The sequence below is a fragment of the Pseudomonas sp. G1002 genome (assembly GCF_013385455.1).
Classification (GTDB): Bacteria; Pseudomonadota; Gammaproteobacteria; order Pseudomonadales; family Pseudomonadaceae; genus Aquipseudomonas.
Genome location: NZ_JACAPY010000028.1, coordinates 83,558 through 103,370, shown reverse-complemented (window position 1 = coordinate 103,370; position 19,813 = coordinate 83,558). Strand labels below are relative to the sequence as shown.

Here is a 19,813-nt window from a genome sequence, read left to right as displayed (position 1 = left end):
CGCGTCCGCCGTGTGACGCAGAGCGTCACCGGATGCATTCCCACGCGGAGCGTGGGAACGATCAGGTTCAGCGGCCGAGGTAAACCTCGATCACCCGCTCATTTTCCTGCACCTGTTCCAGCGACCCTTCGGCCAGCACGCTGCCCTGGTGCAACACCGTCACGTGGTCGGCAATCGAGCCGACAAAGCCCATGTCGTGTTCCACCACCATCAGCGAATGCTTGCCCGCCAGGCGCTTGAACAGCTCGGCGGTGAACTCGGTTTCGGCATCGGTCATGCCCGCCACCGGTTCATCCAGCAGCAACAGTTGCGGGTCCTGCATCAGCAACATGCCGATTTCCAGGAACTGTTTCTGGCCGTGGGACAGCAAGCCGGCCGGGCGATTGACTGAAGCGGTGAGTCGGATGGTGTCGAGCACTTCGCTGATGCGATCTTTCTGCTCACCACTCAAGCGTGCCCGCAGGCTGGCCCACACCGATTTGTCGGTCTTCTGCGCCAGCTCCAGGTTTTCAAACACGCTGAGGGCTTCGAATACCGTGGGCTTCTGGAACTTGCGACCGATGCCGGCCTGGGCGATCTGCACTTCGCTCATGCTCGTCAGGTCGAGGGTTTCGCCGAACCAGGCCTTGCCGTGGCTGGGCCGGGTCTTGCCGGTGATCACGTCCATCAGCGTGGTCTTGCCCGCGCCGTTGGGGCCGATGATGCAGCGCAATTCCCCGACGCCGATGTACAGGTTCAAGTCGTTCAACGCCTTGAAGCCGTCGAAGCTGACGCTGATATCTTCCAGGGTCAGGATCGTGCCGTGGCGGGTGTTCAGGCCTTTGCCGGCAGCCTGGCCGAGGCCGATGGCATCGCGGGCGCTGCCCTGGTCTTTATTGGGTTCAAGGATAGGTTCGAGCATGAAGTGCCTCATTGGTCGCCCCTTTTCTTCAGCAGGCCAATCACACCCTTGGGCAAGTACAGGGTGACGATGATGAACAGCGCACCGAGGAAGAACAGCCAATACTCAGGAAACGCCACGGTGAACCAGCTCTTCATGCCGTTGACCACACCGGCGCCCAGCAGCGGGCCGATCAAGGTTCCACGCCCGCCGAGGGCCACCCACACAGCGGCCTCGATGGAGTTGGTCGGCGACATTTCGCTGGGGTTGATGATGCCCACTTGCGGCACATACAACGCGCCCGCCAAACCACACAGCACCGCGCTCAACACCCACACGAACAGCTTGAAGCCACGCGGGTCGTAGCCGCAGAACATCAGGCGATTTTCCGCATCCCGAAGTGCCGTCAGCACCCGGCCGAACTTGCTCTGGGCCAGGCGCCAGCCGATGAACAGGCTCGCCACCAACAACACCACGGTGGCCACAAACAGCGCCGCTCGCGTGCCCGGCTCGGTGATGCCAAACCCGAGGATGCTGCGGAAATTGGTAAAGCCGTTATTGCCGCCAAACCCGGTCTCGTTGCGGAAGAACAACAGCATCCCGGCGAACGTCAGGGCCTGGGTCATGATCGAGAAGTACACGCCCTTGATCCGCGAGCGGAAGGCGAAGAACCCGAACACCAGTGCCAGCAATCCCGGTGCCAACACCACCAGGCACATCGCCCAGAGGAAGTGGCTGGTGCCGGTCCAGTACCACGGCAACTCGGTCCACGACAAAAAGGTCATGAACGCCGGCAGCTCATCGCCGGACGCCTGGCGCATCAGGTACATGCCCATGGCATAACCGCCCAGCGCAAAGAACAGGCCGTGCCCGAGGGACAACATCCCGGCATAACCCCACACCAGGTCCAGCGCCAGGGCGACGATGGCGTAGCACAGAATCTTGCCCACCAACGTCAGGGTATAGGCGGAAACGTGCAGCGGATTTTCCGGTGACAACAGCGAGAACAACGGCAGCGCCAGCAGCAGGATCAGCACCACTGCACCGACCGCGACGGTCACCTTGGGGCCGGCCTTTTGCGCGGCCGTAAGCATCAATGGCTGGTTCATCAGTCGATCACCCGTCCTTTCAGTGCGAAGAGTCCTTGCGGGCGTTTCTGGATGAACAGAATGATCAGCGCGAGGATCAGGATCTTGCCGAGTACGGCACCGATCTGCGGTTCGAGAATCTTGTTGGCTATCCCCAGGCCGAAGGCGGCCATGACGCTACCGGCCAACTGGCCGACGCCGCCGAGCACCACCACCAGGAACGAGTCGATGATGTAGCTCTGGCCGAGGTCCGGGCCGACGTTGCCGATCTGGCTCAGGGCCACGCCACCGAGGCCCGCTATGCCGGAGCCGAGGCCAAAGGCGAGCATGTCCACGCGTCCGGTGGGCACGCCGCAGCAGGCGGCCATGTTGCGGTTCTGGGTGACGGCCCGCACGTTGAGGCCCAGGCGCGTCTTGTTCAGCAGCAGCCAGGTCAGCACCACCACGAACAGCGCGAAGGCGATGATCACGATGCGGTTGTACGGCAGCACCAGGTTGGGCAGCACCTGGATCCCGCCGGACAGCCACTCGGGGTTGGCCACTTCAACGTTCTGCGCACCGAACACCAGGCGCACCAGTTGGATCAGCATCAGGCTGATGCCCCAGGTGGCGAGCAGGGTTTCCAGCGGGCGGCCGTAGAGGTGACGAATCACCGTGCGCTCCAGGGCCATGCCGATGGCGGCGGTGACAAAAAACGCCACCGGCAGCGCGATCAGCGGGTAGAACTCGATGGCCTGGGGCACGTAGCGCTGCATCAGCAACTGCACCACATAGGTGGAGTAGGCGCCGAGCATCAGCATCTCGCCGTGGGCCATGTTGATCACCCCGAGCAGGCCGAAGGTGATCGCCAGGCCGAGCGCCGCCAGCAACAGGATCGAGCCCAGGGACATGCCGCTGAAGGCCTGGCCGAGAATCTCGCCCACCATCAGTTTGCGTTTGACCTGGGCCAGGCTGGTCTCGGCGGCGGTGTGCACCGTGGCGTCGGCTTCGACGCCGGGAGCGAGCAGGGCTTCCAGGCGAGTGCGGGCCAGCGGGTCGCCGGTGCCGCCGAGCAAGCGCACGGCGGCCAGGCGCACGGCCGGGTCGGGGTCTACCAGTTGCAGGTTGGCCAGGGCGAGACTGAGGGCTGTGTGTACGTCATCATTGGTTTCGCCGGCGAGTTGCTGGTCGAGGAATTTCAGCTGCGCAGGTTGTGCACTTTTTTGCAGAGTCTGGGCGGCGGCAAGGCGCACCTTGGGGTCGGCAGCGAGCAATTCCTGGCTGGCTTGCACGTTGTCGATCAGGCCGCGCAGGCGGTTGTTCAGGCGTACGGTCTTGGTTTCGCCGTTGACGCTGATCTGGCCTTGTTGCAGGGCGTCCACCAGCTCGATGCGCGCCGGGTCGGGCTGGGCGGCCCAGTCCTGGAGCAGCTTGGCTTGTTGCATCGGGTTGGCGTTGATGAAGTCTTCGGCGTCGCTGGCGTGTGCGGCGAGGGGCAGCAACAGCAGGGCGGCGAGGATGAAGCGGTATAGGGCAGTGGGCATGGCAGTTTCCTATAGATCGTTCCCACGCTCTGCGTGGGAATGCCGCCTTGGACGCTCTGCGTCCGCTGTGTGACGCAGAGCGTCACGGGATGCATTCCCACGCGGAGCGTGGGAACGATCAGTGCGGCGGTCTTAGTTGCTCTTGACGGCGTAATCCGGCTTCTTGTCATTGCCAGGGATATACGGGCTCCACGGCTGGGCACGAATCGGCTCCTGGGTCTGCCACACCACCGAGAACTGCCCGTCAGACTGGATCTCGCCGATCATCACCGGCTTGTGCAGGTGGTGGTTGGTCTTGTCCATGGTCAGGGTGAAGCCGGACGGCGCGGCAAAGGTCTGCCCGGCCATGGCTTCACGCACTTTATCGACGTCGGTGGACTTGGCTTTCTCCACCGCCTGCGCCCACATGTGGATGCCCACGTAGGTGGCTTCCATCGGGTCGTTGGTCACGGCTTTATCCGCGCCCGGCAGGTTGTGGGCCTTGGCGTAGGCTTTCCAGTCAGCGACGAATTTCTTGTTCACCGGGTTCTCCACCGACTGGAAGTAGTTCCAGGCGGCGAGGTTGCCCACCAGCGGCTTGGTGTCGATGCCGCGCAGTTCTTCTTCACCCACGGAGAAGGCGACGACCGGTACGTCGGTAGCCTTCAGGCCCTGGTTGGCCAGCTCTTTGTAGAACGGCACGTTGGAATCGCCGTTCACGGTGGAGATCACCGCGGTCTTGCCACCGGCCGAGAATTTTTTGATGTTGGCCACGATGGTCTGGTAATCGCTGTGGCCGAACGGGGTGTAGACCTCTTCGATGTCTTTATCCGCTACGCCTTTGGAGTGCAGGAACGAACGCAGAATCTTGTTGGTGGTGCGCGGGTACACGTAGTCGGTGCCCAGCAGGAAGAAGCGCTTGGCGCCGCCGCCCTCTTCGCTCATCAGGTATTCCACCGCCGGGATCGCCTGCTGGTTCGGCGCCGCACCGGTATAGAACACGTTCGGCGACATCTCTTCGCCTTCGTATTGCACCGGGTAGAACAGTAGGCCATTGAGTTCTTCGAACACCGGCAATACCGATTTGCGCGACACCGAGGTCCAGCAACCGAACACCACGGCGACCTTGTCCTGGGTCAGCAACTGGCGGCCCTTTTCAGCGAACAGCGGCCAGTTGGAAGCCGGGTCCACCACTACCGGTTCAAGCATCTTGCCGTTCACGCCGCCCTTGGCGTTGATCTCGTCGATGGTCATCAGCGCCATGTCTTTGAGCGAGGTCTCGGAGATCGCCATGGTCCCGGACAGCGAGTGCAGGATGCCGACCTTGATGGTCTCGGCGGCCTGTACCGTCCAGGTCATGCCCATCGCGGCGATGGATGCCGACAGTGTGAAAGCCTTGATCAAGCTGCGACGCTTCATTGTGCAATCTCCATGACTCAATGATGTGATGAGGGAGTGATTGCAAAGGCTGTGCCGGGGCGCGCAATCGTGGTGCGCGCGAGCCGTGACCGGGCTGTGGGGGTGGGCGATGCACCAATGCGGCGCCAATCAACGCAGGCTGTGCGTGCAGGCGCACCCGGATGGTGCCTGGCGCCCCGAGCCTTAACTATCTAATGCCTGCGTCCAGCCAAACCCTTGAAAGTGAAGCCTGCCTGGTGCCCCCGGCAACCCAGGGGCAGCGCCAGTTTTCTTAACTTCACTCAAGTGACGATGAACATGGACAGTACTCACATTCAAGACGATCAAGCGGCGAGCACGCGCAGGCCGGTTCCCCATCTGGGGCCGGCATTCGTCACCGACCATGATGCCGCCCATTGGGCGCATCAACAGATCGGCAACCGGCGCGAGACGGTATTTGGCGGGCTGGTTTTCAAGCGTGATGACGGGATGTACCTGCCAAGCGTGCCGGTGGCCGGCACCGCCACTGCATTCGATTTCCAAAGCGACCTGCTCAAGGTCGATGCCAACAGGAATTTCCTGGCGTACGAGGGCCACAGCGTTCACGCCCTGTACAGTTCGCGCGGCGAGGATGGCACCCGACGCTCCGCGCAGATACAGCACTGGACAGGCGCGCAGCGCCGCCTGGATCGCAGCTTTTTCCCCATCAATATCCTGCGCATCATCATCCAGGTGCGCATGCTGTGCACCCGTTACTACCTGTCCGGGTTCTATGGCTCGCTCATCCAGTATGAAAGCAGCGGCTCTGCGACTGAGGCCAGCTTCTTGAACAAGTTGATGGCGGCCAAGCCTGCGGCCGATTTCGACGACTACATCGCCTTTATCAATCAGACGGCCAGGGCCGGCTACCTGCGGGTCATCGTTGCCAACGCCGAGCTGGGTGGAAAGCCTGGCCAACTGCTGGCGCCGTGGACCCTCAATCAGACCCTGTCGCAAATCGGGCAGGACGCACTGGCGCCTCTCGCCAGCCAAGTCAGCCGCCGGTGGCAGGACGCGGTGCGATCAGTCTTGCCGCCGCTGGGGTTTGCACGGCAGGAGAGTCTCTTTGGCTACCTGTACAAAAGCGCGTCGAACCAGTACGTGGCCGAATTTCCGTCGGATGAACTCAAGGCGGCGTTTGCGCTGACCAGTGGCAAGTTGTCACTGCCAAAAGTGCACAAGGCGGACAGTGAGTTTTTGACCTTCGGTATTTACTGCTCCCTATCACCGCAAGCGAAACCGACCGTGGCGAAAGAGTCGTGGCTGGCGGAAAACTTCTTCACGGCTTCTGCGTTGGCTGCCGTGGTGATGATGGCGGGGACCGACGACCTGGGCTTGCACTTTTACTTGCGCGCCAACGACGGCGCGCTGCTGATGTACCACTGCACCGGCTCGCAGGCGCAGTCCCAGCTGTTCGCCAATCGCGGCGCGGATCTCGACGGACGCTTGAAGGACGCTACCTTGAGCCCTTCCGAGTTTGTCCGGCAAGTGGCTGCCGTGGGCACGCTGACGGTGGTTGAGCCCGGACGGGTATGGGACAAGGCCGGGGTGGTAGGAGCGCAATGGCGCGCCTTCGCGAAAGTCCATGCGTCGCTGAGCCCTGCCTTCGTCACTGCCGATGATGTCGCACGCTACCTGCATTACAAGGTGGGTTCACCCCACGGCTCTTTTCTCCAGGCTTACATCTTCAAGCGCAGCGATGGGCTGTTTGTGGCCTCCAGGCTGTCAGACCCTGACAGGTGGCTGTCGTTGTGGGGCGGGGCATTGCCCACCGACAACGCTCTGACGCGGGTCGAGCTTGAAGGGCACCAAATGGTTGGCGAGTTCAATCGACCTGTCTACGACCTGGCCGAGGTGCGTGCCAACTATCCTCAAAAAACCTCGCGACAGCTGGCGTTCCTGATCAGTACACCGTCGACTCAAGCGATCGACATGACGCTGGTTTTTTCCGATCAGATCAAGGTGCTTTACACCAGCGGAACGAACGGTACGTTGATCAAATACGCTGTCAGCGGCTCTCGGGCCGAGCGTGAATTCGGCGAGTACCTGGCACAAGTTGAACGCGATGGCCAGGGTGTGGCCCGCGTACAAGGTTTTGACGGCACGCGTGAAGGGCTGATCAAAGAGCTGGTAACACTCGGTGAGTTGACGGTGCTGCTGGCGGATGAGACCTGGTACAACGTCCAGGGCCGGGTCCCGGCCACCTGGGAACCCGAAACGCCTTTCGCCGCCGCAGCCCCCATTGATACGCCGCTGAGCTGGGTTTTCACTGACCTGGCAACCGCCGCCCGTTATGCCCATGACCGTATGCAGGCAACGGCGGATGGCCGGCGAGTCGGTTGCATCCTCAAGCACTCGAGTGCAGAGCAGTATGTGGTCAGCGAGCCTTGCGCACCGATACCCGCCGGCAAAACCCTTTTCGTGTTGGCGAATGTTTTTGGCAATGCCAGCCTGCCGCCAGGCTTCGCCCTGCGTGGCTGGTACTGCCGCAGCGCACCGGACGCCACCGGCATCGGCGCCGAACCCTGGTTGTACGAGGGCTTTATCGACACCACGGATTTTGCCCAGGGGATTGCCGCGCTGCGCATCCACCCCGAGAGCAATCTGGCCTTCTACCTCAGCACGGCGGACGGCGCTCAGCTGGCCTATGACGCTTCCGGCTCGGCCGAGGAAAGCCAGCTCTACCAGGTGCTGCCCGATGGCCGGGTGACGGACAACGGGCTGGGGGATGAACTGCGGGCCGCCACCGTGACGCCCCACGACGTGATCCAGAAGGTTGCCGCCGCCGGGGCGCTGTCGGTGTTGCAACCGGGCACGTTGTGGGATGTGGCGGGGCTGGTCGCCGACACCTGGCGACCTTACGCCCTGGCACCCCGCCCGCAACTGAGCCGCGGGTTTCTCCAGGTAGAAGACGCGGCACGCTACGCCCACGGGCAAATCGGCAGCTGGCGTGAGGGCGAATACTGCGGCTATATCCTGCAGCGCCCGGACGGTCTCTACGTGGCCACCGAGCCATTGCCGGCCAGCGACGCCGGGCGCTTTGCCCTGGGCGTTGTCTACCCCCAGGACGTCAAGGGCCGCTCACTGCTCCCGCCCGGTCACATGCTGAAGGCCGTGTACGGTTCCAGCCGCGGGGTTTCGTTGCTGGAACCCGAGCGCCTGCAGCGCCCGGGCTGGTCGCGGGACGATGCCTGCCTGGAGGCGCAGATGTTCAGCGCCCTGGACGTGCACACGCTGATCCGCAATCGCCAACAGGTGTCCGTGGCCTACCTGTCGGGCGCCGAAGATTGTTTGCTGGCGTATGACCTGATCGACTCTGCCGCCCAGGCGAACCTGTTCAAGGCGCTCGACCCCTTGCCCCATCGCAGCCCAACGGCCCTCAACCTGGCCAGCGGCACGCTGACGGCGCGGGAGTGGATCAGCCAGGTGGCGGCGGCCGGCAGCGTGCGGGTGGTGCAGGCCAACCCGTTGTGGGGCGCGCCGGGGCTGATCGCCGAACACTGGCGGCCACGCCTGCCGATACCCCGGCGCGAACGTCCGGAGCAGATTGCCTATGGCCCGGTCTGCGCCAGTGCCGCTGACGCGGCTCGGGCACTGCACACGCGCCTGGACCATGAAGCACCGACGCAAACCGGTTTCGGGTTCATGCTCAAGCATCGCGATCAGGACGCTTTTGTCTGCTCCGAGCTTGTACCCGCCTGGGATAGGGCCGGGCTGTTCGCCTTGAGCGCCGTGTTTGCCGTGGATGACGAAGGCGAGTTCATTTACCCCACGGGTTATCAACTGCACGCCTTGGTTTACCGGCGCAACTGGATGCCACAGGGGCTGACCACCGCCGAACACTGGCTGGCGCAGCATTTTATTTCGGCCGGGGATCTGGCCAGTGCCACCGTCGAGGCCAAGCGCCAACGGGAGACAGGCGCACTGACGGGCTTGCCGGTGTTTATCTCGACACTGGACCAGGCGCTGCTGCAGGTACAAACGCCGGTGGCATCGACGCTGTTCAACCCGGTCCGCCAGTCGTCGGGGGTCTTTGAAGACGTGCAGACCTTGATGGCCAGCGGGCAGCTCTCGGCGGTCGGGTTTGTCAACGAAGTGGCGAAGTTGAGCTGGTTGAGCGTTTTGGTGCCGAGCGAATGCTGGGCGTTGGCGGGTAAGCTGGATGTCAGCCAGGCCCCATGGACCGCCTTCGCCAACTTCATGCGTCGCCCATTGAGCCCGCTGTTCAGCAACCAGGCCGATGCGGTGCGTTACGTCCAGCAACAGTTGGGCACACAGCGCGACACGCTGCAAGGCGGGCTGGTGTTGCAGCGCAACGGCAAGTTTGTCGCGACCCTGGCGGTGCCGGTGTTGAGTGAAGACTTCGACCCGAACGTCATCCTGCCGGGCCTGGACGTCAGCCAGGCGCTGCTGGCCCCTGGTTGGAAAATGGTCGCGCGCTACCGGTCACGTGTCGCCCGGGTGCTGGAGTTCTGGTTACCCTATGAAGAAAACGCGGTGTATCAAAACCTGTTCTCGACCAAAGTACTGGAGACCGCCCTGAAGTCGGGTCACCTGTGGACCCACGAATACCTGCTGACGCCCGACGGCTCACTCATCGGTTTCAGTACCCAGGACGCCGAGCGCAGCTTGCTGGATTCGGCCCATCGCAACGAAGCGACGCAGTTGCTCAGCCACCTGGAAACCTCCCTGGCCCCCAACAGCCTGGCGCTGCACGACCCTTACAGCAATGCCGTCGAGCAGCAGATGCGCAGCGGCCGCAAGAGCCCCACCGAGCTGGTCAATCAGCTGGCGCGGGTGGGGACTTTGCAGGTACTGGAGGGCGGCCCGTTGTGGGGCACTGCCCAGCGTGTGCCGCCGGGCTGGATGCCCGGCCTGGCCTACGTTGCGCCGCAGGCGGCGGTCCATGCCGTGGCGGATCGGCAGCTGGGCCCGGTGTTCAAGCATGCCGACGACGCGGCACGCCATGGTCATCAATACGCCCATGCGCGCACTGAACTGAGCTTCGGGGTGATTCTCAAGTCCTCCGACAATGGGCATTTTGTCGCCTGCGCACCGGTCAAGGGCGACGACCTGGGCTTTGCCCTCGACCGGGCGTTCCTGCGCGGGCAGTTGCCGAGCGGGTACAGCCTGCAAGGCCTGTATCTGAGACTGCCGCAGCGTGCTGCGCCCGAGTTGCCCCAGGCCGAAGGCTACGCGCAACTGATGGCTCCGGCCGTGGTGCTGGCGGCGCTGAGCTTTTTGCGGGTGGCACAGAGTGAGCGGTTCCTGGCGTTGCATGTGTCGTGTGCCGACGGCTCACTGTTTCGGTACCAGGCGGTGAGGATCGACCCGGACTGGGATTCCAGCCGCCGGCAGGCGGCGTATCTGAAACACCTCAACAGTCGTGGCAGCATCGACAGCCATGTGTTGAAACTGGTGGAGTCCGGCGAGCTGCGGGTACTCGACAGCAGCCCGTTCTGGGATGCCTTGTTGCCCCGGATAACGCGCCTGGCCACGACACTGGCAGTGCGCGATACCCGCATGGCCCTGGGCCCGTTGTGCGCCCACCCGGACGATGCCGCGCGCCAGGTATGGCAACAGGTTGTGCCGCTGGAGCATCAGGCGCGGCTGGGAGCGGTGCTGGGCAACGGCGACAGCGACACCTTCATCGCCGTGCAACCGGTGGCAGACCCGGGCCCCTCGGTGGCCGTGGGACTGCGGCCGGACACACCGGCCTACAAGGCATTGTTCGAAGGCATCATGAACCTCGGCTACCCCGGCACATCGACCCGCTACCCGGCGGGCTACAAGGTGATGGGCGTCCAGCAGTTGTTCAAGCTCGACACCGAGCGCCAGCATCTGGCGGATCGCTACGAAGAAGGCCTGGCCCACAACTTCATTGCCCAGAAGGAAATCCGCGGGTTCATCGAGATGCTGCGCCAGGACAAGATAGCGGGGGCGCGTTACTACTTCACCCCGGTGCACGGCGCGTTGATTGTGTATGAGCCCAGCTATCACGCGGACGAAAGCCAGTTGCTGCGCGATGACTGGATCGACGAAGACACGGGTGTGGTGAAGGTCAAGCCCAGCGAGGTGATCCGCCGGTTGGCGACCTCTGGCAAGCTGACCATCCTGGAAACCGATCGCTTCTGGCAACCCCGCAGCCAGGTGGCGCGGCGCTTGTTGCATGCATTCAAGCAGGCCGACCAGGGGGTTTAACGCCGCCGCATCAGCCCGATAAAAAACAACCCGCCAATGGCCGCCGTGGCCACGCCGATGGGCAGGTCTTCGGGGGCAATCATCGTGCGGGCCGCCACATCCACCCACACCAGGAACACACTGCCCAACAGCACGCACACCGGCAGCAAACGCCGGTGTTCGGCACCTACAAGGCGCCGGGCAATGTGCGGCACCATCAGCCCGACAAAGCCGATGGAGCCGCTGATGGACACCAGCACGCCGGTCATCAGCGAGGCGATCAGGAACACCTTGAGCCGCACATTGCGCGCGTTCAGGCCCAGGGTCACGGCGGTCTGTTCGCCGGCCATCAGCGCGTTCAACGGGCGAGCCATCCCCAGCAGCAACACCAGCCCCAGCAACACGGTGGCGAAGGGAATGGCCAGCAGTTCCCAGCGCGCCAACCCGAGGCCGCCGAGCATCCAGAACATCACCGCCGAGGCGGCGCGATGGTCGCCCATGAACAGCAGCAAATTCGCCACCGCCATCATCACGAACGACACCGCCACCCCGCACAGCAGCAGGCGGTCGCTCTCCAGCCGACCGTTGCGACTGGCCACCGCCAGCACCACGATCATGCTCAGCAACGCACCGATGAACGCCGCGATGGGCAGGGTCAGCAAGCCGATCACTTCACCCACATGCAGCACCACGATCACCGCACCGAGGGTGGCGCCGGAAGTCACGCCCAGCAGGTGCGGATCCGCCAGCGGGTTGCGCGTTACCGCCTGCAACACCGCGCCGATCAACGCCAGCCCGGCGCCCACCAGGGCACCGAGCAACATGCGCGGCACGCGGATCAGCCACACGATATGTTCCTGCCCCGCGCTCCAGTCCACCTCGCCAACGCCGAAGGCTTTATGCCGCAGGATCCGCCACACCACGTCCACCGGTACCCGCGCCGAGCCGAACCCCAGCGAGACCACGCACGAGATCAGCAACAACGCGCCGAGGGCACTCAGCAGCAGGGCATAGCGACGGGTGATCATTCGCCGTGAAACCCCTTGGCCAGGGTTTCAACCGCCAGCACGTTGTCGATGCCCGGCGTGGCTTGCACGTAGGGGATGACGATAAAGCGCTGGTTCTTGATCGCGTCCACCGATTGCAGCGCCGGGTTGTTCAGCAGGAACTGCTCTTTTTGCTCGGCGGTGATTTCGCTGTAGTCGACGATCACGATGACCTGCGGGTTGCGCTCCACCACGGTTTCCCAGTTGACCCGGGTCCAGCTGGCGTCCACGTCATCGAGAATGTTGCGCCCACCGGCGGCGTCGATCAGCGCCTGGGGCATGCCCAGGCGGCCGGAGGTCATGGCGCGGTCTTCGCCGCTGTCGTAGAGGAACACGCGGGGCTTGTCGGCCGGCAGGTTTTCCTGCACTTGGGCGACCTGTGCCTGCATCTGCGCGATCAGTGCATTGGCGCGGTCCTGCACGTCGAAGATCTTGCCCAGGTTGCGCAGGTCGTTATAGGTGTCTTCCAGGGTGGCCGCCGGGCGCTTCATCACGAAGGCACAGGACTCGGTCAGCTCGTAGACGTTGATGCCCAACGGTTGCAGGGTTTGCGGGGTGAGGTCGCCACCGACGCGCATGCCGTAGTCCCAGCCGGCGAAGAAGAAGTCGACGTTGGCATTGAGCAGGGTTTCCACCGACGGGTATTTGCTCGCCAGTTCCGGCAGGCCGTCGAGAATCTGCGCCATTTCCGGGGTGACCGACTTCCAGCCGGTCACGCCGCTGTAGCCGGCCATGTGCGACTTGAGGCCCAGGGCAAGCATCATCTGGGTCATGTTGATGTCGTGGCTGACCGCGTGTTTTGGTGCCTCGGCGAAGGTCACTTCGCGGTTGCAGCTCTGGATTTTCAGCGGGTAATGGGTCGCTTCGGCGAACGCTTGAGCAGTGCCGAGCAGCAACGCGAGAGACAACAGGGAGCGCAGGATCATGGTTGGGTTATCCAGGTAATTCGGGGGTAGCCGGACAAGGGGTGAGTGTCGATCAATGCTTCAACGCCGAACACTTCGCGCAGCAATTCGGCGGTCAGCACTTCGTGAGGTGTGCCGCTGGCGACGATGCGCCCGTGGTTGATCACGTACAGCCGATCGCAGAACGCGGCGGCCAGGTTCAGGTCGTGAATGCTGGCCAGGGTGCCGATGTTCAGGCGCTTGACCAGTTGCAGCAATTGCAACTGGTAGCGCGGGTCGAGGTGGTTGGTCGGTTCGTCGAGGATCAGCAGTTGCGGTTGCTGGGCCAGGGCGCGGGCGAGGATCACCCGCTGCTTTTCTCCGCCCGAGAGGGTGGCGAAGGCGTGGTCTTCAAAGCCCAGCAGGCCGACGTTATCGAGGGCCTGGCGGATCAGGTTCTGGTCTTCAAGCGTATCGCTGTCGAACAGGCCCTTGTGCGGTGTGCGGCCCATGGCGACCACTTCATCCACCCGCAGGCCGAAGGCGTCGGGAAACTCCTGGAGCACCACGGCAATGCGTTGCGCGCACCACTTCGAGGATTGCTTCCAGACGTTCTGGTGTTCCAGCAGCACCTCACCGTCAGCCGGTTTGCTGAACCGATAGGCGCAGCGCAGCAGGCTGGTCTTGCCGCTGCCGTTGGGGCCGATCAGCCCGACGAACTCACCGGCGTTCACGTGCAGGCTGGCGTCACGCAGTTGGAACTGGTGATGACAGTGCTCGTGGCCTGGTGGGGTCCAGGCGAGGGCGGTGAGGTTGAGTGAGGTCATCTTTACTCTCAGGTCCAACACAGGACAAATGTGGGAGCGGGCTTGCTCGCGAAAGCGGTGGATCAGTAACAGATACAGTGCCTGACACACCGCATTCGCGAGCAAGCCCGCTCCCACATTTGGACAGTGTTGCGTTCAGTTAGAAGGTGTAGTCCGCCGTCACGAAGAACGAGCGCGGCTCGCCCAGGATCCATTGCTGGCCGTCGTTGTATTGGCTGACGGCGTAAGTGCGGTCGAACAGGTTATTCAATTGCAGGCCCAATGTCGTGTTGCGCATGGCTTTCCATGAAACGCTGGCGTCGACCACGGTGTAGCTCGGCACTTCGCTGGTGTTGGCGGTGTTGGCGAAACGCGAGTCTACATAACGCACACCCGCACCGGCACGCACGTCGTCAGTGATGGCCTTGCTCAGCCACAGGTTGGCGGTGCGACGCGGCACGTCGGTGGGGCGGTTGCCGTCGCGGGACACGGTCTGGCCGTTGACCACTTCGGAGAAGTCGTCGTACTGCGCCCGCACGATCGCAGCGTTGGCTTGCAGTTGCCAGGCATCGGGCAGTTGCAGGTCGAGGCTGGCTTCCAGGCCGTTGGAGGATTGCTGGCCGACTTGTTCCTTGAGGGTGGTGCCTGGAACGCTCACCAACAGTTTCTTTTTGACGATGTGGTAGGCCGCCAGGGTCCATTCACCACGGGAATCCCAGAACGCCTGCTTGAGGCCGATCTCGGTTTGCTTGGCGGTGGACAGGCCGAACTGCTGCTGGCTCGGGCTCAGGGTGATCAGGCTGCCAACGCCGTCAGTGCTGGTGGCGTATTGGCCGTAGACCGAGGTGTCCGGGGTGATCGCGTAGACCAGGCCGGCTTTCCAGTTGTTGCCGGTAAAGGTCTTGTTGGAGTCGCTGCCATCCACCAGGGAGTCACTGTCGATGTGCAGGTAATCGCGGCGCACGCCGGTGATCAGCGACAGTTTATCGTTCAGTTGCAGGCGGTTTTCGGCGAACGCAGCCAGCTGTTTGGTGGTGCTGACGGACTGCGGAATGAAGGGGCTGGCGCTTTCAAACGGCTGCGGTACCGGGTGGTTGATGTCCACCGGTTGGCCGGCGTTCGTCAGGTCATCGAACGGCGAGTTGCTGGCCAGGCGGAAGCGAATGCGGTTGTACTCCACCCCCGTCACCGTCTGGCTGTCGAGGCCGAACAGCGTGTGCTTGAAGGTGAAGGTCTGGCGGTCGCCCACCTGTTCCTGGTTGTGCTTGATGCCCAGGTAGCTCTGGCGCACCAGGCCGCCGTCGACGTAGTTGTAGCTCTCGGCGTTCTGCCAGCGCCGCTGGTTTTTCAGGTAGGACAGTTCGTTGGTGGCGGTGACGTTGTCGTTGATCTGCCACTCGCTGGTCAGGCGCGTCCACTGGTCGTTGTAGTGCTGGATATCGTTGCTGACGTTGTAGTTCTTGTCCCGCAGGCCCTTGTGCAACTGGCCGTTGATCAGCGGTGTGCCGTAGTCGTTTTGCGGGGTCTGGTCGCCGTAGTCGGAGGCCAGGGTGAAGCTCAGGTTGTCCGCCGCCTGCCAGCGCAGGGCACCGCTGACGAAGTCGCTGCCGGACTCGCCGCGGTCGATGAAACCGTTGCTGCGCAGGCGGTTGATGTTCAGGCGATAGCTCAGGGTGTCGGTCAGCGAGCCGCCGCTGTCGAGGGCTTGCTGCTGGCGGTCATAGGAGCCGTAGCCCAGGCGGATATGGTTTTCGATCTCGCCCTCGAAGGGTTTCTTCGCGATGGTGTTGATCACCGCGCCGGTGGCGCCCTGGCCGTACATCACCGAGGCCGGGCCGCGCAGTACGTCCACCCGCTCAACGGACCAGGTGTCCACCGGGAAGGTGGAAGTGCCCGCGCCATCGAACATGCGCGCGCCGTCGTACAACTGCAGCACCGAGCTCTGGCCGGTGAACCCGCGTGCCGACAACGAGGTACCACCGTCGCCCGGCGTGCCGGTGCGGCTGATGCCGGTGGCCCGGGAAATCGCGTCCTGCACCGTGGCATCGCCCCGTGCGCGAATCTGCTCGCCGGTCTGGCTTTCAACGCTGCCCGGGGTTTGCAGGGCCGTGAGGTTCAGGCGTGAACCTGCCGTGGTCGGGGTGTTCAGGTCGACGCGCTCGTCGTCGACGGCGGGGGCTGAGACGGCACTGGCGGGAAGCGTCAGGGCCTGGGCAGTGTTTTGAAGGGCGAGCAGGCACAGGCCGGACGCAAGGTACTTGTTCATCGGACGATAAATCGCTTCTTCGAGACGGTACTCGCCGCAGGGCGCGGCGAGTGGGAGAACACATTAAGTGTTACAATATAACACTTTGTGCGGCGTGGGCGAAAGCCCGCGTAAGACTACATAACGCCTCTAGGTAGGGCATCTCGTCTGTTTCACGCTGAACCTGAAGCAGATTCACGTTGGCCAAACAGGCGTGAAAGCACCAGGCGATCCAGTGCCCAGACCACGATCAGCGAGGCGCCCACCAGCGGAAAGACAATCGCCAGCCCGAGCATGATTACCATCGCGGTTTTCCATTTCGGCAGGTCATGGCGCAACGGTGGAACCCCCAGGCTGCCCTGTGGCCGACGCTTCCACCAGATCACCACACCGCTGACGGCGCTGAGCAGGATCATCAGGCAAATCAGCAGCACGATGATCTGATTGACCACGCCAAACATCTTGCCTTCGTGCAGCATCACGCCCGATTCGGTAACCCGCGCCACGCTGTTGTAGTGCTCCCAGCGCACATCGGCCAGGACCTTGCCGGAGTATTGGTCCACATGCAGGGTGGCGTCATTGCGCGGGTCGTTGGCGAACACCGCGAGGGTGAACACGCCTTCGGCAGTGGTGGGGAAGGTGATGCTGTAGCCGGGTTCGACCTTGCGTGAGTTGGCGAGGTCGACCACCTGTTGCAGGCGGATGACCGGGGCGGCGGGGCCATGGCTCATGCCGGCGTGGTTCATGTGCTCGGCATGCTCGCCAGACATCGGCATCGGCGTGTTTTCCATGGCCCACGGCACGGTTTGTTGGCTTGCGGTGTTGAGGCTGCGGGCCTGCTGGTCGGACTGCGGCACGTTGTTCCACATGGCCGCCGGGAATTTATTCCACAGGTCGGCGTATTGCTTGCCCCAGAAGCCGGTCCAGGTCATGCCGCTGAGCAGCATCACCAGCAGAAACGCCGCGCCCCAGAAACCGGCGACCGCGTGCAAATCGCGCCAGAACAAGCGGCCGCGACTGCCCAGCCGTGGCCACAGAATGCCCGCCGCCGACTTGCCTCGCGGCCACCACAGATACACGCCCGAAATCACCAGCATCACACCCCAGCCGGCGGCCAGTTCCACCAGGCGATCGCCGACGGTGCCGATCATCAACTCACCATGCAGCGCACGGGCGATGGCTTGCAGGTTGTACTTGGCGTCCTGTTCGCCGAGCACGGTGCCGCGATACGGGTCGACGAATACAGTCACTTCGCGCCCGTCGTTGTGCATCACGAATTGCGCGCTGCTGGTGGCGTCGGCAGGTGGCAGGTACTTGCTGATTTTGCCTTGTGGATAGGCAGCCTGGGCACGTTGCAGTTGCTCGTCGGCACTCAGCGCGTGTTCGGCGCTTTGCACGGTCAGCAGGTTGCCGTACATCAGCGGGTCGAGTTGGGGTTTGAACAGGTAGATGATGCCGGTCAGGGCCAGCAGCACCATGAACGGCGCGACAAACAGCCCGGCGTAGAAATGCCAGCGCCAGGCCAGGTTGTAGAAGGAAATCTTCGGTGGGTTCATCAGGGTGCTCCGCAAAGGCTTGGATTTTTTGTGTTATCGAGGACGCCATCGCGGGCAAGCCCGCTCCCACAGGGGAATGCATTGCAACTGTGGGAGCGGGCTTGCCTGCGATGCGCTTAGAAGCTCATGTCCACCTTGGTCCAGAGCGTGCGCCCCGGTTCCTTGATGGCTTGCGGGTCATTGGCCGGGTAGCCGAACCCGGCGTTGCCGGCCAGGTTCAGGTGCTCGGCGTACGCCTTGCCGAACAGGTTGTCGACGCCGGTGCTGACCTTGAAATTCTTGTTGATGCGATACGCCGCGTTCAGCGAGAACACGCCAAACCCCGAGCTTTTGTCGAAGTCCTTGCCCACCACGTTGCCCTTGTTCTGGTCGATGCGGTTTTGCGCCGCGACCACCCGCCAAAAGGCGCCGGCGCTCCAGTCGTCCTGGCTGTAGGTGAGCCCGAAGCGCGCATCCAGCGGCGGGATCTGCGGCAGCGGTTTGCCGTCGCTGGTGTTCTTGCCCCAGGCGTAGGCGAAGGTGGCATCGGCCTTCCAGTTGGCGGTCAGCTTGTAGGCCGCACCCAATTCACCGCCCATGATTCGCGCGTCCACATTGCGCGCCTGGGAGGTGGTGCCCATCATTCCCGGCTGGTAGTCGAACAGGATGAAATCACGCACCTGGCCGACGTAGCCCGAGGCCCAGGCGTCGAGATCGGCGGATTTGTATTGCAGGCCAAAATCCAGCTGGGTGGTTTTTTCAGGCTTCACACCGTCGAAGGCATTCACGGAACCGACCGACCCGGTGTCGGGAGAAAACAGCTCCCAGTAATCAGGGAAACGCTCCGAATGCCCAAGCCCTGCGTACAGGGTGGCAGGGCTGTCCGCCAGATCGTGCTCGTAGCGCACAAAGCCCGACGGCAGCGTATCGGCGCGGGTTTTACCGGCGGTGGGGTTGGGGCTGCTCATCATCCCGGAGCTGATGGTTTGCCGGAAATCCTTGGCCGAGGCGCGGTCGACGCGGGCGCCGGTGATCAGGCGGTCGCGGTCGGCGGCGTACCAGGTCAGTTCGCCGAACACCCCGTAGTTGTGGAAGTTGGCGTCCTTGCTGCGGGGCAGGTCCTTGTAGGTGTCGACGCCCATGGCGCTGCGTTCGCGGTGTTCGTTGGTTTGCGCATCAATGCCGCTGATCAACTGCACATCGGCCCAGCGCCAGGTGGCCTTGATACGGGCGCCGAGGGTGCGGCGGTCGACGTTGGCTGCCATGGGACCGGCCATCATCCCGGTGCCCGACGGGACGCGCAGGGTGTAGTTGTCCATCACGTGGTCGGCGTAGTTGTAGTAGACCTGCGCTTCGACCTTATCCAGCACCTCGCCGATGTTTGACTTCTCGAAGCGCAATCCGAGGCTCTCGCGCAAAAACTGCGAACCGTCCATGCCACGCCCGGCGTAGCGGGCTTCGCCATCGCCACGGCCGGCGGTGAGTTCCAGCAGGGTGTCGGCGTCCGGGGTCCAGCCCACGGCCACGTCGCCGTTCCACTTGTCGTAGCGCGAGGCGACGGTGTCGTTGTTGCCGTCCTTGTAGTCATCGGCGTGGGCCTGGTTGCCGATCACCCGCACATAACCCAGCGGCCCGCCGGCTGCTGCGTCGACGACTTTGTCGAAGCGCCCGTTGGAGCCCGCCAGGATGCTGGCGTTGACCCGCGTGCCCAGCTCGCCGAATTGCTCGGGCTCGCGCTCGAACAGGACCGTGCCGGCTGAAGCGCCCGGGCCCCAGAGCACGGTTTGCGGGCCTTTGATCACGGTGAGCTTGTCGTAGGTTTCCGGTGAGATATAGGAGGTGGGCGCATCCATCCGGCCGGGGCAGGCGCCGAGCATCATGCTGCCGTTGGTGAGGATGTTCAGGCGTGAGCCGAACATGCCCCGCAGCACCGGGTCGCCGTTGGTGCCGCCGTTGCGCACCAGGGCGAAGCCGGGGATGGTCTTGAGGTAGTCGCCGCCATCGCTGGCGGGCACCGGTTGGCGCGGGTCTTTCGGGTTGGTGACGACGGTCAGTGGTGAGCTGGGGGCAATGGCGGTGATCACCGTCGGGCTCAGTTCATTGTGGTCGGCATGTTCGTCGGCGTGGGCCTGTGGAACCAGCAGCGCGCCACACAGAACGGCGAAAACGGGAGTACATCCCAAACGGGTGTCAGCAGAAAACCTGGACAT

11 protein-coding genes are annotated in these 19,813 nt (G+C 63.4%); 1 reads left to right on the top strand and 10 read right to left on the bottom strand.

The features are described 5' to 3' along the window. Positions 1-67 precede the first annotated feature (67 nt). From urtD to urtA, 4 genes are all read right to left on the bottom strand, one after another. Positions 68-913 (bottom strand): urea ABC transporter ATP-binding protein UrtD, encoded by an 846-nt coding sequence (gene urtD / locus HX801_RS18295; protein ID WP_087693129.1) that lies wholly within the window; start codon positions 911-913, stop codon positions 68-70. After that, a complete protein-coding gene (urtC, locus tag HX801_RS18290; RefSeq protein WP_008439056.1) occupies positions 910-1,989 on the bottom strand; it encodes an urea ABC transporter permease subunit UrtC in 1,080 nt (359 codons plus the stop codon). Before urtC ends, urtD begins: the two co-directional genes overlap by 4 nt. Continuing rightward, positions 1,989-3,491 (bottom strand): urea ABC transporter permease subunit UrtB, encoded by a 1,503-nt coding sequence (gene urtB / locus HX801_RS18285; protein ID WP_003217374.1) that lies wholly within the window; start codon positions 3,489-3,491, stop codon positions 1,989-1,991. Before urtB ends, urtC begins: the two co-directional genes overlap by 1 nt. A gap of 132 nt (positions 3,492-3,623) precedes the next feature. Continuing rightward, entirely contained in the window at positions 3,624-4,889 is a 1,266-nt protein-coding gene (gene urtA / locus HX801_RS18280; protein ID WP_003217372.1) for an urea ABC transporter substrate-binding protein, read from the bottom strand. A gap of 297 nt (positions 4,890-5,186) precedes the next feature. Here urtA and HX801_RS18275 point away from each other — a divergent pair, with 297 nt between their 5' ends. Continuing rightward, positions 5,187-11,108 carry a hypothetical protein gene (locus HX801_RS18275; RefSeq protein WP_177022482.1) on the top strand — a complete coding sequence of 1,974 codons (5,922 nt, stop codon included), beginning with the start codon at positions 5,187-5,189 and terminating at the stop codon, positions 11,106-11,108. Here the strand turns inward: HX801_RS18275 and HX801_RS18270 are convergent. The 6 genes from HX801_RS18270 to HX801_RS18245 form a co-directional block, all read right to left on the bottom strand. Then, positions 11,105-12,115: an iron ABC transporter permease gene (locus HX801_RS18270; RefSeq protein ID WP_177022481.1), complete on the bottom strand. Its 1,011-nt coding sequence runs from the start codon at positions 12,113-12,115 to the stop codon at positions 11,105-11,107. The genes HX801_RS18275 and HX801_RS18270 overlap by 4 nt on opposite strands. Further along, complete coding sequence (locus tag HX801_RS18265; protein WP_177022480.1) at positions 12,112-13,059, bottom strand: ABC transporter substrate-binding protein; 948 nt, start codon at positions 13,057-13,059, stop codon at positions 12,112-12,114. Before HX801_RS18265 ends, HX801_RS18270 begins: the two co-directional genes overlap by 4 nt. Then, a complete protein-coding gene (locus HX801_RS18260; RefSeq protein WP_003217364.1) occupies positions 13,056-13,844 on the bottom strand; it encodes an ABC transporter ATP-binding protein in 789 nt (262 codons plus the stop codon). The genes HX801_RS18265 and HX801_RS18260 overlap by 4 nt, the downstream gene beginning before the upstream one ends. A 139-nt stretch (positions 13,845-13,983) precedes the next feature. Next, entirely contained in the window at positions 13,984-16,089 is a 2,106-nt protein-coding gene (locus HX801_RS18255; RefSeq protein ID WP_177022479.1) for a TonB-dependent siderophore receptor, read from the bottom strand. 152 nt (positions 16,090-16,241) lie between these two features. Next, a complete protein-coding gene (locus HX801_RS18250) occupies positions 16,242-17,624 on the bottom strand; it encodes a PepSY domain-containing protein (RefSeq protein ID WP_177022478.1) in 1,383 nt (460 codons plus the stop codon). A gap of 116 nt (positions 17,625-17,740) precedes the next feature. After that, a complete protein-coding gene (locus HX801_RS18245) occupies positions 17,741-19,813 on the bottom strand; it encodes a TonB-dependent copper receptor (protein ID WP_177022477.1) in 2,073 nt (690 codons plus the stop codon).

Bases quoted from the DNA above. Each gene is read 5' to 3' on its own strand.
- urtB (WP_003217374.1), bottom strand. From the start codon at position 3,491: ATGCCCACTGCCCTATACCGCTTCATCCTCGCCGCCCTGCTGTTGCTG.
- HX801_RS18260 (WP_003217364.1), bottom strand. From the start codon at position 13,844: ATGACCTCACTCAACCTCACCGCCCTCGCCTGGACCCCACCAGGCCAC.
- HX801_RS18270 (WP_177022481.1), bottom strand. From the start codon at position 12,115: ATGATCACCCGTCGCTATGCCCTGCTGCTGAGTGCCCTCGGCGCGTTG.
- HX801_RS18245 (WP_177022477.1), bottom strand. From the start codon at position 19,813: ATGTCCAGGTTTTCTGCTGACACCCGTTTGGGATGTACTCCCGTTTTC.
- urtD (WP_087693129.1), bottom strand. From the start codon at position 913: ATGAGGCACTTCATGCTCGAACCTATCCTTGAACCCAATAAAGACCAG.
- urtC (WP_008439056.1), bottom strand. From the start codon at position 1,989: ATGAACCAGCCATTGATGCTTACGGCCGCGCAAAAGGCCGGCCCCAAG.
- HX801_RS18265 (WP_177022480.1), bottom strand. From the start codon at position 13,059: ATGATCCTGCGCTCCCTGTTGTCTCTCGCGTTGCTGCTCGGCACTGCT.
- HX801_RS18255 (WP_177022479.1), bottom strand. From the start codon at position 16,089: ATGAACAAGTACCTTGCGTCCGGCCTGTGCCTGCTCGCCCTTCAAAAC.
- HX801_RS18250 (WP_177022478.1), bottom strand. From the start codon at position 17,624: ATGAACCCACCGAAGATTTCCTTCTACAACCTGGCCTGGCGCTGGCAT.
- HX801_RS18275 (WP_177022482.1), top strand. From the start codon at position 5,187: ATGGACAGTACTCACATTCAAGACGATCAAGCGGCGAGCACGCGCAGG.
- urtA (WP_003217372.1), bottom strand. From the start codon at position 4,889: ATGAAGCGTCGCAGCTTGATCAAGGCTTTCACACTGTCGGCATCCATC.